This window comes from Dietzia sp. PP-33, assembly GCF_033790845.1.
Taxonomy (GTDB): Bacteria; Actinomycetota; Actinomycetes; order Mycobacteriales; family Mycobacteriaceae; genus Dietzia.
On the sequence record NZ_JAMYEI010000001.1, the window covers coordinates 26,681 to 43,453 of the forward strand.

General features: G+C 69.4%; 16 protein-coding genes and 1 riboswitch. Of the genes, 13 read left to right on the forward strand and 3 right to left on the reverse strand.

Going from position 1 to position 16,773, the window contains the following annotated elements:
* Window positions 1-70 precede the first annotated feature (70 nt).
* On the reverse strand, window positions 71-655 hold the full coding sequence (locus NJE57_RS00150; protein ID WP_319026359.1) for a TetR/AcrR family transcriptional regulator: 585 nt from the start codon (window positions 653-655) through the stop codon (window positions 71-73).
* A gap of 93 nt (window positions 656-748) precedes the next feature.
* Between NJE57_RS00150 and NJE57_RS00155 the strand changes: the two genes are divergently transcribed.
* The 13 genes from NJE57_RS00155 to NJE57_RS00215 all read left to right on the forward strand — a co-directional run bounded on the left by NJE57_RS00155 (window position 749) and on the right by NJE57_RS00215 (window position 14,799).
* Window positions 749-1,129 (forward strand): DUF1304 domain-containing protein, encoded by a 381-nt coding sequence (locus NJE57_RS00155; RefSeq protein ID WP_319026360.1) that lies wholly within the window; start codon window positions 749-751, stop codon window positions 1,127-1,129.
* Window positions 1,130-1,194: 65 nt separating this feature from the next.
* Entirely contained in the window at window positions 1,195-2,244 is a 1,050-nt protein-coding gene (locus tag NJE57_RS00160) for an NADP-dependent oxidoreductase (protein WP_319026361.1), read from the forward strand.
* A gap of 148 nt (window positions 2,245-2,392) precedes the next feature.
* Window positions 2,393-3,541, forward strand: coding sequence for a hypothetical protein (locus NJE57_RS00165; RefSeq protein ID WP_319026362.1), 1,149 nt, complete (start codon window positions 2,393-2,395; stop codon window positions 3,539-3,541).
* Window positions 3,542-3,631: 90 nt separating this feature from the next.
* Window positions 3,632-5,929 (forward strand): accessory Sec system translocase SecA2, encoded by a 2,298-nt coding sequence (gene secA2 / locus NJE57_RS00170; protein ID WP_319026363.1) that lies wholly within the window; start codon window positions 3,632-3,634, stop codon window positions 5,927-5,929.
* A complete protein-coding gene (locus NJE57_RS00175; RefSeq protein ID WP_319026364.1) occupies window positions 5,926-6,690 on the forward strand; it encodes a CDP-alcohol phosphatidyltransferase family protein in 765 nt (254 codons plus the stop codon). The genes secA2 and NJE57_RS00175 overlap by 4 nt, the downstream gene beginning before the upstream one ends.
* Window positions 6,691-6,738: 48 nt before the next feature.
* Entirely contained in the window at window positions 6,739-7,143 is a 405-nt protein-coding gene (gene gcvH, locus NJE57_RS00180) for a glycine cleavage system protein GcvH (protein ID WP_319026365.1), read from the forward strand.
* Window positions 7,144-7,264: 121 nt separating this feature from the next.
* Entirely contained in the window at window positions 7,265-7,684 is a 420-nt protein-coding gene (locus NJE57_RS00185) for an FHA domain-containing protein (RefSeq protein ID WP_176475132.1), read from the forward strand.
* The gene (locus tag NJE57_RS00190; RefSeq protein WP_319026366.1) at window positions 7,681-8,415 is read left to right on the forward strand and encodes a MerR family transcriptional regulator; all 735 of its coding nucleotides are present in this window, start codon (window positions 7,681-7,683) and stop codon (window positions 8,413-8,415) included. Before NJE57_RS00185 ends, NJE57_RS00190 begins: the two co-directional genes overlap by 4 nt.
* Window positions 8,416-8,483: 68 nt before the next feature.
* Window positions 8,484-8,984 (forward strand): bifunctional nuclease family protein, encoded by a 501-nt coding sequence (locus NJE57_RS00195; RefSeq protein WP_319027022.1) that lies wholly within the window; start codon window positions 8,484-8,486, stop codon window positions 8,982-8,984.
* A gap of 323 nt (window positions 8,985-9,307) precedes the next feature.
* The gene (locus tag NJE57_RS00200; protein WP_319027023.1) at window positions 9,308-9,877 is read left to right on the forward strand and encodes a MerR family transcriptional regulator; all 570 of its coding nucleotides are present in this window, start codon (window positions 9,308-9,310) and stop codon (window positions 9,875-9,877) included.
* Window positions 9,878-9,910: 33 nt separating this feature from the next.
* Window positions 9,911-10,007: riboswitch (glycine riboswitch) on the forward strand.
* A 176-nt stretch (window positions 10,008-10,183) separates the two neighbouring features.
* Window positions 10,184-13,063 (forward strand): aminomethyl-transferring glycine dehydrogenase, encoded by a 2,880-nt coding sequence (gene gcvP, locus NJE57_RS00205; RefSeq protein WP_319026367.1) that lies wholly within the window; start codon window positions 10,184-10,186, stop codon window positions 13,061-13,063.
* Window positions 13,064-13,110: 47 nt separating this feature from the next.
* On the forward strand, window positions 13,111-13,938 hold the full coding sequence (locus NJE57_RS00210; protein ID WP_319026368.1) for a hypothetical protein: 828 nt from the start codon (window positions 13,111-13,113) through the stop codon (window positions 13,936-13,938).
* A gap of 27 nt (window positions 13,939-13,965) precedes the next feature.
* Entirely contained in the window at window positions 13,966-14,799 is an 834-nt protein-coding gene (locus NJE57_RS00215; protein ID WP_319026369.1) for an alpha/beta hydrolase, read from the forward strand.
* A gap of 8 nt (window positions 14,800-14,807) precedes the next feature.
* Here NJE57_RS00215 and NJE57_RS00220 read toward each other — a convergent pair whose 3' ends face one another.
* Both NJE57_RS00220 and NJE57_RS00225 read right to left on the reverse strand, forming a co-directional pair.
* On the reverse strand, window positions 14,808-16,364 hold the full coding sequence (locus NJE57_RS00220; RefSeq protein WP_319026370.1) for a fatty acyl-CoA synthetase: 1,557 nt from the start codon (window positions 16,362-16,364) through the stop codon (window positions 14,808-14,810).
* 30 nt (window positions 16,365-16,394) lie between these two features.
* Window positions 16,395-16,643 (reverse strand): hypothetical protein, encoded by a 249-nt coding sequence (locus tag NJE57_RS00225; protein ID WP_319026371.1) that lies wholly within the window; start codon window positions 16,641-16,643, stop codon window positions 16,395-16,397.
* Window positions 16,644-16,773 lie beyond the last annotated feature (130 nt).

Below are 16,773 nucleotides of genomic sequence, written 5' to 3' on the forward strand. Positions count from 1 at the left end.
GCCCCACCTGGTCTGCAGTGGGGAGGGATCGAGTGCTCGGCGACGCCGCGGCGGTGGACCCGAGTCGGGGTCAGGTGTGGTCGTCGAGAAGGTGGATGGCGGTGTCGATGCACTGCAGCGCAGCCGCGTTGTCGACGCGGGCGAGCGCGAATGCTGCGACGATCATCGCCGCGCAGGCGTCGGCGAGCCGGGCGTTGGCGCCCGGGTCGTGCGTGGGCCGATACGCGGTGACGCCGCGGCCGATGGCCGCGCGCAGCTCCTCCCGGTAGGCGGCGACGGTCTCGCGCACCGCGGCGTCCCGCGCGATCGGCGCGTTCGCCGAATTGATCAGGAGGCATCCGTTCGCGGACGCAGGAGAGTCGGCGTTGTGGAACGTGCTGCGCAGCCGCCCGAAGTACTCGACGATCGCGTCGCGGGCGACCGGGGTCGCGCTGAACGGCTGCAGCAACGGGCGGATGACCTCGTCCAGGTAGCTGTCGACGGCCGCGTCGAAGAGGCCGCGCTTGCTGCCGAAGGCGTTGTAGATGCTCGATCGGTTCAGTCCGGTCGCGCGCTCGAGGTCCGGAATGGCGGCGTCCTCGTACCCGGATTCCCAGAAGATCTCGCGAGCTCGACGGATGACCGCTGCGGTGTCGTAACTCTGTGTGCGCCCCATGTCGGCTCCCCTTTGTGCAACAGTCAGTCTAGTATATAGTGAAACGGTCAGTTCAGAATAGTTCCATCCCACTTCGATCAACGAGGTCGCCTCATGCTCACCCTCTCTCTAGTCCTCGCAGCTCTCGCGGCAATGGTGCACGTCGCCATCTTCGTCCTCGAGTCATTCATGTGGACGAGCGCCCGGACCCGCAGGGTCTTCGGAACGGGTCTCGACGAGGCGCGTGCCACCCAGCAATTGGCCTTCAACCAGGGCTTCTACAACTTGTTCCTGGCGATCGTCGCGGTGGTCGGCATCGTGATCGTCCTGGTCGGTTCTGTTCCGGTGGGAGCGGCGCTGCTGTTCGCCGGAACCGGTTCCATGGCCGCGGCCGCACTGGTCCTCTTCCTCTCCGCCCCGGACAAGCGGGGAGCGGCCCTCAAGCAGGGCGTCCTTCCGCTGCTCTCGGTGCTCGCGCTCGTGGTCGCCCTCTAGCGTCCCGGGTCCCGATCCCACTCCTCACCTGCCCACGCACGCCCTCCGTTCAAGGAAGTCACACGATGTCAGTCGCCACCAGCACCAGCACCAGCACCGTCACCAGCACCCAGATCCAGCTCGCCGCGCGCCCCGCGGGGTGGCCGACCCAGGAGGACTTCCACACGGCGACGGTCACCTACGGACCACTCGAGCCGGGCCAGGTCCGGGTATCGAACCTCTACGTCTCGGTCGACCCCTACATGCGGGGTCGCATGAACGACGTCCGTAGCTACACGGCCCCCTACGCGCTCGGCGAGACGATCACCGGCGGCGCGATCGGGCGCGTCACGGCCTCCACCGACGAGTCCGTCCCCGTCGGCAGCGTCGTCCTACACCAGCACGGCTGGTCGGACCTCGTCCAGGCGGACGCCTCGACCTTCACCGTGGTGCCCGAGCTCGACGGAGCACCGCTCTCGCTGTATCTCGGAATCCTCGGCATGACGGGATTGACCGGCTATGTGGGGCTCACGGCGATCGCCGACCTGAAGCCCGGCGACACGGTCTTCATCTCCGGCGCCGCCGGCGCGGTCGGGACCGCGGCAGGGCAGATCGCACGACTCCTGGGCGCCGGGCGCGTCATCGGATCGGCGGGATCACCCGAGAAGGTGCGTCTGCTCACCGAGAAGTACGGCTTCGACGCCGCCCTGAACTACAAGGACGCGCCAGTACGCGAACAGCTCGGCGAGCTCGTCCCGGGCGGCGTCGACGTGTTCTTCGACAACGTCGGTGGCGACCACCTCGAGGCCGCGCTCGACGTGATGAACGACGGCGGACGCATCGCGCTGTGCGGGGCGATAGCCGGCTACAACGCCACGGGCCGGAAGCCCGGGCCGGACAACATGGCCAACATCATCACCCGGGCCCTCACACTCAAGGGCTTCACCCTCGCCGGATATCTCCACCTCGCCCCCGGGTTCAAGGAGAAGATGGCGCGGTGGTTCGCCGCCGGTGAGATCGCCTACGACGAGACCGTCGTCGACGGGATCGAGCACACGGTCGACGCGTTCCTCGACATGATGCGCGGAGCCAACACCGGCAAGATGGTCGTGCGGCTCACGCCCGGGCAGGAGTAGCACCCACGCCTGACTTCTCGTGCGCGGCGGGTCTGTGCCGGTCCCCGCCCCCGGTGAGCGGGACGGCGTGTACTCGCCCGAGGGTGCATCATGGAAAATGCAGTCCATCGGCGATGATCGCCGGAGCGGGGGAGAGAGGTGCTCGGTCATGACCATTCACGATCAGGACGGTGAGGGCACGGACGCCCGGGCCCGCCTGATGCGGGATGTCGACCACCTGTGTTCCGGCACGGTCTCCTCCGGGCCGGTGGAACTGTCCGACCGCGCTGCCCTGCTCGTCGCGTGCGGGCTGGTGGAACCGCGGATCGCCGACGTCGTGCTCGCGCGACTCCACCGCAACCTGCCCTTCCCGACAGTGGGTGGCTTCCACCAGGTGCGGATCATCGAAGAGCAGCGTCACGACCTCAGACGACTGCTGGGCACTCCGGTCCCGTCCGTCCTGCGGATGGCGTTGCGCACGCGACTGGCCGACCTGGACCGGAGGTACGTCGCCCTGCGCACGGGATTCACCCGGGGAGCAGGTGTGTTCGCCTTCCGGATCAAGGACATCCGCGCGGATCGGAGGCGGGGCGTCCACCTGGACCCGGAGGACCGCGGCCGCCTGTTCGACGCCCTCGCCTCCACGCCCACGATGGCACCGGTGCCGATGGTGCCCAGAACCATCGTCGAGTTGGGCACCGCCGCTGCCGCCTACGGGCAGCGGGAGATGGGGCGGGTCACCCTGCCCCACCGGGTCCAGTCGGTGGTGGAATCCCTGCCGTCACTCCCGCGTATCCGGGCGGACCGCCGTCGCATCCCCGAGATGTACACGGCGCTGCTCATGGAGGCCGGCTGGCTGTACGACCGACTGTTACGGGCCTACGTGCGCGGGGGACGATCGGTGGAGGAGATCCGGCTGCAGTTCGATGCGGAGACCGAGATGGTGGGGATCGCCGGCGACATCTGCCGTCTGCGCGAGGCGGCCGCCACCCCCGGGCTCCCGCCCGCGCGTGACGGGTTCGCCACGCGCACGGGCATGGGAACCGCCATCGACGAGGTCTGGGCCGAGGTGGTCGACCGGGCGGTGGCGTTCCGCGAGCTGGTCGAGTCTGTCGAGGGCCGCGCGGATGTCGCGGTGGCGGAGGCCGCCCGTCTGGACGACATCGCCCGGGACTACGGGGTCCGACCCCCCTCCGCCGCTCAGTCGCCGACCCCGGCGGACCTCACGGCCGAGCACCTGGCCGCGCGCGCCGGCGATCGTATGCTCTCCACCGAGGCCATGCGCCGGCTGCGCGGACAGATCGACCCGGATCGCTGACGCGCGCGGCCAGCGGGGTGCGCCGCCGTGGCCGTCACCCCCTGCGTACGGTGGCATCAACTGTTCTCTTGACCGGGAAGGACTCCACGCGTGGGCTTCGCCAACCGCTTCTGGAAGCTGATGGGCTCCACCCAGGGCCGGGACACCTCGCGCGCGCAGAGCGCGGTCGAGGCGTCCCACGGATTCGACGACTGGGCCGAGGGGATGGACGACGGCGAATTCGCGGACGCCGCCCACGGCCTCCAGCTCTTCGGGGATCCCCCCGAGGACCTCGCCCGGTTCCTGGCCCTGGCCCGGGAGGCGGCCTCCCGGGCCGTCGGCCTCCGACCGTTCGACGTGCAGCTCCAGGGCGCGCTACGGATGTTCGCGGGGGACGTGGTGGAGATGGCCACCGGCGAGGGCAAGACCCTCTCGGGCGCCGTGGCCGCGGCGGGCTACGCACTGCAGGGCCACACGGTCCACGTCATCTCCGTCAACGACTACCTCGCGGCCCGCGACGCGCGCTGGATGGGGCCGATGTTCGAACTCCTGGGGCTGACCGTGGGTCACGTCACCGAGTCGTCGACCCGTGAGGAGCGTCGCACCGCCTACGCGTGTGACGTCACCTACGGCTCGGTCTCCGAGATCGGCTTCGATGTCCTGCGGGAGCAACTCGTCACCGACCCGGCGGACCTCATCTCGCCGACCACGGACGTCGCGCTCGTGGACGAGGCAGACTCCGTACTCGTCGACGAGGCGTTGGTCCCGCTGGTCCTCGCCGGGTCCACCTCCGGAGAGGCGCCGACGGGGGAGATCCTCGCCGCGGTCCGGAAACTGCGGCCGGGTCGCCACTACGAGACGGATTCCGAGCGGCGCAACATCTACCTCACCGAGGACGGCGCCGAGGCGATCGAGGGTGAGCTCGGGATCGACGACCTCTACGCCACCGACCACGTCGGGACGACGCTGGTCCAGGTCAACGTGGCGCTCCACGCCTGCTTCCTGCTGCGGCGGGACGTGGACTACATCGTCCGCGACGGGCGGGTCCAACTGGTCAACGCCTCGCGGGGTCGCGTGGCCGAACTGCAACGTTGGCCGGACGGGCTGCAGGCGGCGGTCGAGGCCAAGGAGGAGGTCGCGGTCTCCGAGGCGGGACAGATCCTCGACAGCATCACCGTCCAGGCGTTCATCGGTCGCTACGACCGGGTGTGCGGGATGACGGGAACCGCCCTCGCCGCCGGTGCGCAGCTGCGGGAGTTCTACTCGCTCGGTGTGTCCCAGATCGATCCCAACACCCCCTGCGTCCGCTTCGACGAGGCCGACCGCACGTTCATCGACAACGACAGCAAGACCCGCGCGGTCGTCGAGCACATAGCGGCGGTCCACTCGACCGGTCAGCCGGTCCTCGTGGGCACGCACGACGTCGCCGAGTCGGAGGAACTCGCCGTACGCCTGTCCGAGAAGGGCGTGGCCTGCGTCGTCCTCAACGCCAAGAACGACGAGGAGGAGGCGGCAATCATCGCGGAGGCGGGGGACGTGGGCAACGTCACCGTCTCCACGCAGATGGCGGGTCGCGGCACCGACATCCGTCTGGGTGGCTCGGACGAATCGCGCCGCGACGAGGTCGTCGAGCTCGGTGGACTGCACGTCGTGGGGACCGGGCGCCACCGGACGGAGAGACTCGACAACCAACTCCGCGGCCGCGCCGGACGCCAGGGCGACCCCGGCAGTTCGGTGTTCTTCGCCGCGATGGACGACCCGGTGGTGACGTCGGCTCTGGAGCCGGAGAAGATCCCCACCGCGCACGACAGGATGAGCGGGTTGCTCAAGGGCAACCGTGGACGTGACGCCGTCGATCACGCCCAGCGGGTCACCGAGGGGCAGATGCTCCAGATCCACTCCAACACCTGGCGCTACAGCCGGCTTCTCGCGGAGCAGCGTGACATCCTCGCCGAACGCCGGGCGGCCCTGTTGGTCACGGAGAAGGCGTTCGAGGAACTCGCAGCACACGACCCCGAGCGCAGTGCCGAGCTCGTCGAAGCACACGGCCGGGATGCCGTGGTGCAGGGGTGTCGGGAGATCATGCTGTGGCACCTCGACCGGGGTTGGGCCGTCCACCTGGAGAGGATGAACGACATCCGCGAGTCGATCCACCTCAGGGCCCTGGGGCGCGAGAACCCCCTCGACGAGTTCCACCGGATCGCGATCGACCACTTCCGTGACCTCGCCTCGGATGCGGTCCGTGAGTCCGAGACGACCTTCGAGGAGATCGAGTTCACCGATTCGGGGGTGGACCTGGAGGCCAACGCGATGGCCCGTCCGACCTCGACGTGGACGTACATGGTCCACGACAACCCGATGGCGGCGGGGGGCAACGTGTTCTCCGGGATGATGTCGACGTTCCGATGAGTTCGGCGCGGGAGGGCAGACGCGAGACCGATCTGCGGGAATGGCGGACCGGTGAGGGCAGGGTCCTCGGAGCGCGCATCCCGCAACCCCGTGGCGGTCACCTCTCCGCCGCGGTCCCGCCCGGCCTGGGTCAGGAGCCACCGCCGCGGGCCCCCGAGGTCAGTGACAGGTTCTGGACGCTCCCCAACGTCATCTCGCTGGCGCGCATCGCGCTGATCCCGGTGCTCGTCGTGAGCATCCTGGTCTGGGACGACCCCCCACTGGCGCTGTGGCTCCTCGGGGCGCTGGTCGTCTCCGACTGGCTGGACGGCAAGATCGCACGGCTGTGGAACATGCGGTCGACCTGGGGCGAGCGACTCGACCCCCTCGCCGACCGCATCCTGGTGGCCGCCGTTCCAGTGGCCTTCGCCGTCGCCGGATACATCCCGGTCTGGGTGGTGGTGGCGCTACTCGTGCGGGACGCGCTGCTGGTGGGGACCCTGCCCGTCTACCGACGACGAGGGATCGAGCCCGAGGTCACCTACCTGGGTAAAGCCGCCACATTCGCGTTGTTCTGGTCTCTCCCGCTGCTGCTCGCCGGCTACGCCGGGGCCCCCGGGGGTGAGGGGCTGCAGATCCTCGGCGAGGCGTGTCTGTACTGGGGCGTCGGGCTCTACGCGTGGAGCGGTGCGATCTACCTGTGGCAGGCGCGGAAGATCGCCGCGACCGTACCCCCGGGTCGTGCCGGATCTACTGCCGTGGAGTCCCCGGGCGGTGTGTAATGTCGCCACATGTAATCGTCATGTGAGCCACGCGAGAAGGGCACGTCAGTGAGCGACCAGAACATCCCCGATCAGCTCCGGTACACCGACGAGCACGAATGGGTGGAGCGGGTGTCCGACACGCGCGTTCGCATCGGCATCACCGAGTACGCCCAGTCCAAGCTGGGGGACATCGTCTTTGTCCAGCTCCCGGACGTGGGCGGCGAGACGGAGACGGGCGAGCCGTTCGGCGAGGTGGAGTCACCCAAGAGCGTCTCCGACCTGTACGCGCCGCTGAGCGGGAAGGTGGTGGAGGTCAACACCGCCCTGGAGACCTCGCCCGAACTCGTCAACTCGGATCCGTACGGTGAGGGGTGGGTCATCGTCCTCGAGATATCGGATGTCGACGACCTGGAGGCGCAACTCGAGCAGACGTTGGACTCCGACGGATACGCCAAGATCACGCAGGGCTGAGCGGACTCCGCCGCCCCCGGCCCCGCGGCCGGACGGTCCGGCATAGAATCGCAGGGCACCGCACGGTGAGCCCCTCGTTGGGCTCGGACGAGGAGAGACGAACGTGACCGAGAACAAGAACATGCCCGAGGCGACCGCCGAGACCACCTCGGTGTTCCGTGCGGAGCTTCTCAACGAGTCCGATCAGCAGGCGGCGCAGTCCGAACCCGCCGTCACGGGTGTGGAGGGACTGCCCGAGGGACAGGCGTTGCTGGTGGTCAAACGGGGCCCCAACGCGGGCTCGCGGTTCCTCCTGGACCAGGCCACGACATCGGCCGGCCGACACCCGGACAGTGACATCTTCCTCGACGACGTCACGGTGAGCCGTCGTCACGCCGAGTTCCGGAGCGAGGGCGGGACCTTCAACGTCGTCGACGTCGGTTCGCTGAACGGCACATACGTCAACCGCGAGCCCGTGGACTCGGCGTCGCTGTCCAACGGCGACGAGGTCCAGATCGGCAAGTTCCGGCTCGTGTTCCTGACGGGTACGCCCGGGCAGTGACAGCCGCCGGACACGGCGCCGCGGACGAGGGTCATCTGTCGATCGGCGGTGTCATCGCACTCCTGGGTCCGGACTTCCCGGACCTCACGGTGTCGAAGGTCCGGTTCCTCGAGAACGAAGGCCTGGTCACTCCCGAGCGGACCGCGAGCGGGTACCGACGGTTCAGTGTCGAGGACCGGGAGCGTCTCCGGTACGTCCTCACGGCGCAGCGGGACCGGTACCTCCCGCTCAAGGTGATCCGGGAGGAGCTCGACGCCCTCGACTCCGCGATCGCCGACGGGTCCACCACCGCACTGTTGCCACGGCACGGATCGGACGGGGTGCCGGGTTCGACTCCGGACGATTTCCGAAGCGACACCGTCCTGAGACTCACTCGGGAGAACGTCGTGGACCAATCGGGGGTGGAGGCGGGGCTCGTCGACTCGCTCGTGGACGCCGGGCTCATCGTCGCCGGTCCCGGTGGCTTCTTCGATCCGGAGGCGGTTCTGGTCGCGCGCACCGCGCACGATCTCGCGGGTCACGGAGTGGACGTACGTCATCTCCGTGGCTTCCGTACCGCCGCGGATCGACAGACGGGCCTCATCACACAGATCGCCGGGCCGGTGGCACGGCAGGGCGACGCGGACGCCCGCGACCGGGCGGCAGAGCTGGCGCGGGAGATCGCGGCGCTGTCCGTCGCGCTCCACTCGACGCTCGTCACCGTCGCCGTCCGGCACGCACTGGAGTCCTGACCCGAGCGCCCCGGGGCGCTCGGGGCTAGGCTGGACCCGTGGGAGAGGCGGAGGACATGGGAAAGAACATGCGCGAGGTGAACGTCGTCGGCATCCGTTTCGAGGAGCCGGAGTACGCACCAGTACTGATCCTGCACGAGAAGGACGGCGGGCGGTACGTGCCGATCTGGATCGGCGCGTCCGAGGCTGCGGCGATAAGCCTCCAGCAACAGGGAGTACAGCCGGGGAGACCGCTGACGCACGACCTCGTCGCGACTCTGCTCGAGACCTTCTCACACCCGCTCGAGCAGGTGGAGATCGTAGGGGTGTCGGAGGGAACCTTCATCGCCGAGCTGGTCTTCGACGGCAAGCGGGTCTCCGCCCGCCCGTCCGACGCCGTGGCCGTGGCGCTGAGGACCTCGTCCCCGGTCCTGGTCAGCCGCGAGGTCCTCGACGAGGTCGGTATCTCCCTCGTCGAGCAGGGGGAGGAGGAGGTCGAGGCCTTCCGCGAGTTCCTCGACCAGGTGAGCCCGGATGATTTCCTCGGCGGCGGGAACGGGCCTGAGGAAACCGGCGAGAGCTCTCCCTGAGTGCGGTGACCTGCCAATTCCTTCCTCACAGCAATCACTCCAGCACCAGTTCGCAGGTCGCGGATAGGTCTCAAGTTCAACTTGAGGTTGAGGTTTACCGCGTGTCCTATTGATCGCGGACCCTCGCGGGCCTAGCGTTGCTCCCAGTGAACTACACCGATGGTGTTCACGCGTCCAGGATCCGGACTCGCCAGAGCCCGGCACCGTGTCGCCACGATCGTGGCGACACCCCACAGCTTGAGGGAGCAATCGTGGCCGACCACACCCGGGACCCGGAGTCGTCCTCCACCGGTACGCACACGGAGGGTCTCTTCGGAGGCGACATCGAGGCCACCCAGGCCACGTTCGACGAGGTGCAGCCGGGACTGTTCCCCGACGACGGCATCCCCGACGGGACGAGCGGCTACCGCGTGCCGATCGCCTGTCAGATCGCTGGTATCACCTACCGCCAGCTCGACTACTGGGCCCGGACGGACCTGGTGGTGCCGTCGATCCGCAACGCGGCCGGCTCCGGAAGCCAGCGCCTGTACTCGTTCAAGGACATCCTCGTCCTCAAGATCGTCAAGCAGTTGTTGGACACCGGGATCTCGCTCCAGAACATCCGCAAGGCGGTGGATCAGATCCGCTCCCGCGGTGTGAAGGACCTGGCGACCATCACGCTCTTCTCGGACGGGCGCACGGTCTTCGAGTGCACCTCCAAGGAGGAGGTGTTCGACCTCCTCCAGGGCGGACAGGGGGTCTTCGGGATCGGGATCGGGGGCGCGATGCGCGAGCTCGCCGGATCGATCGCCGATTTCCCCGCCGAGACGGTCTCTGCGGAGGACATCGTGGAGCCACTCGAGGACGAGTTGGCCGCCCGGCGCCGCGCCCGGGCGTCACGGCGTACGGGCTGACCGCGGGAGTCGTCTAGACTCAGCGGTGCGTTCACGCGACTCACGGGAGAGTCCCTCGGCCCCGGCCGTCGGCGCCGAAGGAGCAACTCCTCTCCGAGAATCTCTCAGGCACCCGGACCGTGCAGTCGTCTAACGCCTCTGGAGAGCGGTGGAACAGACCACCCGCCCACGGGGAAAGCGGGGCCCGCTGACGGGCCCGGTGAATCTCTCAGGCGCCGGCACCAGCCCGGCAGGGGACAGAGCGGAGAGGGTAGCACCGGCCCGCAGGCCGCCCGTCCGGGCGGCCCCGCCCTTGGAGGAGCTCCTGTGACGACGACCCCGCACCCCGCCCGGACCGGAGGCGAGTTCGTCGCCCGCCATCTGGGACCCGACGCCGACGGACTGGCCCACATCCTGGAGACCATCGGCGTGAACTCGCTCGACGAGCTCGCCGAACGCGCCTTCCCGTCCGTGATCGTCGACGAGGTGGGCGCCGATGGCCGCGCCGCGGGTATCGATTCACTGCCCGAGCCGCTCTCGGAGGCCGAGACCCTGGCCGAACTGCGGGCACTCGCGGAGCGCAACACGGTGGCCGTGTCCATGATCGGACAGGGATACTACGACACCCTCACCCCGCCGGTCCTGATCCGCAACATCATCGAGAGTCCCGCCTGGTACACGGGGTACACCCCCTACCAGCCGGAGATCAGTCAGGGACGGCTCGAGGCCCTGCTCAACTTCCAGACGATGGTCTCCGACCTCACCGGCATGGACATGGCCAACGCGTCGATGCTGGACGAGGGGACGGCCGCGGCCGAGGCCATGACGATGCTGCGCCGGGCCAACCGGTCCTCGAAGAGCCCGCGCTTCGCGGTCGACGCGGACGTCTTCGGACAGACCGCCGCCATCCTGGCCACCCGTGCCGAGCCGCTCGGTATCGAGATCGTCACCGCGAACCTGATCGACGACGGGTTGCCGGAGGGCGACTTCTTCGGCGCCCTCGTGCAGACGCCCGGCGCGTCGGGACGCGTCACCGACGTCGCGGGTCTCATCGACCAGTGCCATGAACGAGGGGTCATGGTCGCAGCCGGCGTCGACCTGTTGGCCGCGACCGTGCACACCCCGGCGGGGGAGAAGGGCGCCGACGCGTGCTTCGGTTCCACCCAGCGCTTCGGGGTCCCGATGGGCTTCGGTGGACCGCACGCCGGCTTCCTGGCGTGCCGCACACCGCACGCCCGCAACCTTCCGGGGCGCCTGGTGGGGGTGTCGACCGACGCCGACGGCCGGACGGCATATCGCCTGGCCCTACAGACCCGTGAACAGCACATCCGCCGGGACAAGGCCACGTCCAACATCTGCACCGCGCAGGTCCTGCTCGCGGTGCTCGCCGCGATGTACGCCGCGTACCACGGGGCCGCGGGACTGACCGCGATCGCCCGTCGCGTCCACGCGCACGCGGTGAGCCTGGCCGACGGTCTCACCACCGCCGGGATCGAGGTGGTGCACACGGACTTCTTCGACACCGTGCTGGCCCGCGTCCCGGGTCGTGCGGACGAGGTGCTGGCCGCCGCCGCCACCCACGGGGTCAACCTGTGGAAGGTCGACGACGACGAGGTGTCCGTCTCCTGTGACGAGGCGACCACCGCGGAGCACATCGGAATCGTCCTCGAGGCCTTCGGCGCAGGCGGGGGGCCGGTGCCCGAGATCGCCGTGGACGCGTCCTACGGAGACCGTACGAGCGGGTTCCTCCAGCACGAGGCGTTCGTGCGCTACCGCACCGAGACCGCGATGCTTCGGTACCTGCGGGCACTCTCGGACAAGGACATGGCGCTGGACCGCACCATGATCCCGCTGGGCTCGTGCACCATGAAGCTCAACGCGACCACCGAGATGGAACCCGTCACGTGGCCGGAGTTCAGCCGTCTCCACCCCTTCGCCCCGGCCGATCAGAACGGCGGCATCCGTGAGCTCGTGGCCGATGTCGAGCGGTGGCTCGTCGACATCACCGGTTACGCCGCGGTCAGTCTGCAACCCAACGCCGGCAGTCAGGGCGAATACGCCGGCCTGCTCGCGATCCGCGCGTACCACCGGTCGCGCGGCGAGGAGGACCGCACCGTGTGTCTCATCCCGTCCTCCGCACACGGGACCAACGCGGCCTCCGCGGTCATGGCGGGGATGAAGGTCGTCGTGGTGGCGTGCCGCCCCAACGGTGACGTGGACGTGGACGATCTTCGCGCCAAGGTCGACAAGCACGCCGCGGAGCTCTCGGCGATCATGATCACCTACCCGTCCACGCACGGTGTGTACGAGCACGACATCGAGGAGATCTGCGCGATCGTGCACGACGCCGGCGGCCAGGTGTACATCGACGGCGCCAACCTCAACGCCCTCGTGGGAGTCGCCCGCCCGGGCCGGTTCGGAGGCGACGTCAGTCACCTCAACCTGCACAAGACCTTCTGCATCCCCCACGGTGGCGGTGGTCCCGGGGTGGGGCCGGTGGCCGTGGCCGAGCATCTGCGCGAGTTCCTTCCCGGCCACCCGTACGAGCACGGCCTGGGCTCGGGGGGTGTGGTGTCCGCCGCGCCCTTCGGCTCAGCCTCGATCCTGCCCATCACCTGGGCGTACATCCGCATGATGGGTGCCGACGGGCTGCGTCGGGCCACGCTCACGGCCATCGCCAGCGCCAACTACCTGGCCCGTCGTATCGGCGGGCACTTCCCGGTGCTCTACTCGGGCGAGGACGGCTGGGTCGCGCACGAGTGCATCCTCGACCTGCGCCCGCTCATCGACTCGGTGGGGATCTCGATCGACGACGTCGCGAAGCGACTGGCCGACTACGGTTTCCACGCGCCCACGATGAGCTTCCCGGTGCCCAACACCTTGATGGTGGAGCCCACGGAGAGCGAGGACCTGGCCGAGCTGGACGCGTTCTGCGACGCGATGGCGGCCATCCGTGCCGAGATCGACCGCGTCGCCTCCGGCGAGTGGACGGTGGAGGACAACCCGCTCCGCGGGGCGCCGCACACCGCTGAGAGCGTCTCGGCGGACGACTGGGAGCACGGGTACCCGCGCAGCGTGGCGGGATACCCGCTCGGTTCGTCCTGGCGACCCAAGGTGTGGCCGGCCGTGCGCCGCATCGACGGTGCGTACGGAGACCGGAACCTGGTCTGCTCGTGTCCACCGCTGGAGGCGTTCGCGCAGGACTGACGGCGGGCGGCACGGCGTTGTCGTACCCACGTGACACCGTGCGGGGCATGACGACGACCGGATCCCGTCCCGTTCCCGCTCTCCCCGCGGCCTGTCTCGACTGGTGCCGTGCCCAACCCCCCGCCCTGCTCGTGGCCGACGAGTACGTGGAGATCGACCTGGACCTGTGGAACCTCAGGTTGGCGGAGCGCGGGGTCGACCTCCGGCTGGTCGCCGGTGGACCGGACGGCGGCCGGGTCGAGTCCGGATCCGGATTCCTCCGCAGGAGTGACCTGTGGGCGGCGGGCCGCCGGGCTCGCGGGAGCCTCGAGGAGTCGGTGGTCGCCCTCTATATGTGCGCGGCCTGGCTGGCCGGGCATCCGCAGCGTTCGGGGATCCGTCGGGGGCTTCCGGACTTCCGCCTGCCGGAGTGGGACCGTGCCGCGTGGCGGTCCGTGTCCTCGCACGGGTATCCGCTGGTCCTGCACGAGGTGGTGGACTGGCTCGACGCCCCGGCCGAGGCGATGAACCTGCTTCGCAACGGGGCACCACACGGGAGCGCCGGTAGAGGCGTGCCCGACCTCGGGTACCCGCTCGCCTCGCTCTATCTGGCGTCGCTCGGGATGGCATGGTCCGAGCAGACGATAGTCCCCGTCGACCCGGCGGGTATCGGCTCGTTGGTCCACGCGGGATGGACGGAGGTCGAGTCACTCGGCCGGTTGACCCCGCGCAGGTATCAGCGGTACCTGGACGTGGTCTCGGCCTGGGCGGACGAGGCGGCGGTCGACCCGCTGGTGGTGGAGATGTGGCTCGTCCACCACTGGCACGACCGGCGCTCGGCGGTCACACCGTCCGGCTCGTCCGCGGAGAGCCCACCCGGCAGTCGTCCGCGTTGACCGCCGGGAGCGGCTAGTGTCCGCTGCATGGAACCCACGACCACGACCGTCGACATCTCCGTCGGTAGCCTCGACGTTCTGGAATGGCGTCCGAGCGGCCCCGTCCAGAACACCGTACTGGCGCTCCACGGCTTCCCCGAGTCGCCGTGGGAGTGGATGTCCGTGGCCGAGGTCCTCACCCAGCACGGGATCCGGGTGGTCGCCCCGGCGCAGCGCGGCTATTCGGCGGGTGCCCGCCCGGACTCGGTCGGCGCGTACGCGATAGAGGAGCTGACGGCGGATGCGCTCACGATCCTGGACCACCTCGGGATGGACAGCGTCCACGTACTCGGGCACGACTGGGGAGCGTCGGTCGCGTGGTGGTTGGCGGCCCACCACCCGGAACGGGTCGCCACGCTGACGGCCGTCTCCGTGCCCCACTTGTCCGCTTTCGGCGAGGCCCTCGCGTCCGACCCGGACCAGCAGGCCCGATCCGCCTACTTCACGCTGTTCCGCCAGGCGGGCAAGGCCGAGGACGTTCTCCTCGAGGACGGGGCCCGCCGGCTGCGGTCGATGTTCGACGGGCAGGTGTCCGACGATCTGATGAGCAGGCATCTCGAACTGGTCGGCGAACGGGCCGGCCTCACCGGGGCGTTGAACTGGTATCGCGCGATGCGGCGGTACGACCTCCCCGACGTGACGGTACCCACGACCTACGTCTGGGGTGAGGACGATCCCGCGATCGCGCGCTCCGGTGCTGAGGCCACCGCCTCCAGGATGGCGGGGGACTACCGGTTCGTGCCGCTGTCCGGGATGGGCCACTGGCTACCGGAACAGGCCTCCGAGGTGGTCGCCGAGGAGGTCCTGGCACGGATCGGGTGACGCCGGCGTCAGGCCCAGCGCAGCTCTCGTTTGAGGAGCTTGCCCGACTGATTGCGGGGGAGTTCGTCCACAAAGACGACCCGCTTGGGCACCTTGAACGGCGCGAGGTGCGCACGGGTGCCATCGATGATCTCGGACTCTGTGGCGCGGGTGTCGTCCTTGAGGACCACGACCGCGGTGACGGCCTCGATCCACTTGTCGTCCGGGGTGCCGATGACGGCCACCTCCGCGACTCGCTCGTCCCGGTACACCGCGTCCTCGACCTCTCGGGAGGCCACCAGGACGCCACCGGTGTTGATGACGTCCTTGATCCGGTCGACCACCTCGAGGAAGCCCTCCGGGTCACGCACCACCAGGTCCCCGGAGTGGAACCAGCCGTCGCGGAACGCCTCGGCAGTGGCCTCGGGCTTGTTCCAGTAGCCCGTGCACAACTGTGGGGACCGGTAGACCACCTCGCCACTCTGGCCGTCGGCGACCTCGGCGCCCGACTCGTCGACCACCCGCGCCTCGACGAAGAACACGGGTCGGCCCGCACTCGCCGGCCGGGCGTCGTGCTCCTCCGGGCGCAGGACGCAGGCCAGTGGGCCGATCTCCGACTGACCGAAGCAGTTGTAGAAACCGAGTTCCGGGTACCTGGTCCTCAGTCGCTGGAGCACGGTCACCGGCATGATCGACGCGCCGTACTGGGCCTTGCGCAGGCTCGACAGATCCCGGTTCTCCAGGTCCGGATGGGACGCCAGTGGCACCCAGACCGTCGGCGCGAGGAACAGGGAGCCGATCCCGTCGGCCTCGACCCGGCGGAGGATCTCCTGGATGTCGGGTGCCGCCATGAGGTGCACCGTCGCCCCCAGCGACAGGTAGGGGAGCGCGAAGACGTGCATCGCGGCCGAGTGGTAGAGCGGCATGGTCACCAGGGGTTCGTCATCGGCCGCGAGGTCCAGGGTGAGGATGCAGCTCACGTACTCGTGGATGAGTGCGGAGTGGGTCATCATCGCGCCCTTGGGCCGTGAGGTGGTGCCCGACGTGTAGAGGAGCTGGGCGAGATCGTCGCCGGAGGCGGGGGACTGCACCGGCGCACACGCGGTCCCGTCGAGCGCGGAGCCGAGGACCGTGCCCTCGGCGGGCTCGCCAGTCCGGGGCAGCAGCGCGAGGGACTGCAGTCCCGGCAGGGCCGCGAGCACCTCGTCCAACGTGGAGGACTGCGCCGGATCCACCAGGACGAGCGACGCCCCTGAATCGGTCAGCAGATATTCGAGCTCACCACCGGTGAGCGCGTAGTTGACGGGAACGTGGGTGAACCCCGCTCGCGAGGTCGCGAGGAAGGCGATGAGGTAGGCGTCCGAGTTGACGCCGTAGGCGGCCACCCGCGCCCCGTCGTCGAGACCCAGCCCGGCGAGCATCGTGGCGACACGGTCCACCGCTGAATCGAGCGCGGCGTAGGTCCACCGGCGTTCGGCGAAGGTGAGGGCGACACGGTCGGGGAACCGCGACGCCGTGCGGCGCACGACGGCATCGATCGTCGCGGAGCTGACGGCGGGAGTGACGGGCTGAGGGGTGGTGGTCATCTGTTCAGCCTATAACCGCCCCGGTGGCGTTCACGGGTCGGCTGCGACGATGTCCAGCACTTCCGGGGGGACCGCTCCGTTGCTGTCGCGGGGGGTCCACTGCTCGCTCGGGACCCACTGGGATCCGCACCCGCGGCAGGCGAACATAGGCTCGCCGCGGCGCTCCACCGGGGTCCGGTTCCATTCGCACAGGTCCCGGCACGAGCGGACGCGGAGTGGAGCGAGGTCCGGGTCGGCCGGTCGGCGGGAGCGGAGGCGCAGTGCGCGGAATTCGGACATGTCTGTGATAAGGATAGGTCGATTCGGCGGACCGTGGGTAACGTGGTCGCCGACCTGTGGGGACGAGAGGCTGCCCGAGATGACCGGATGCCCGTGTGGGAGTCGGCGTGCGCTTCCGGCGTGCTGCGGG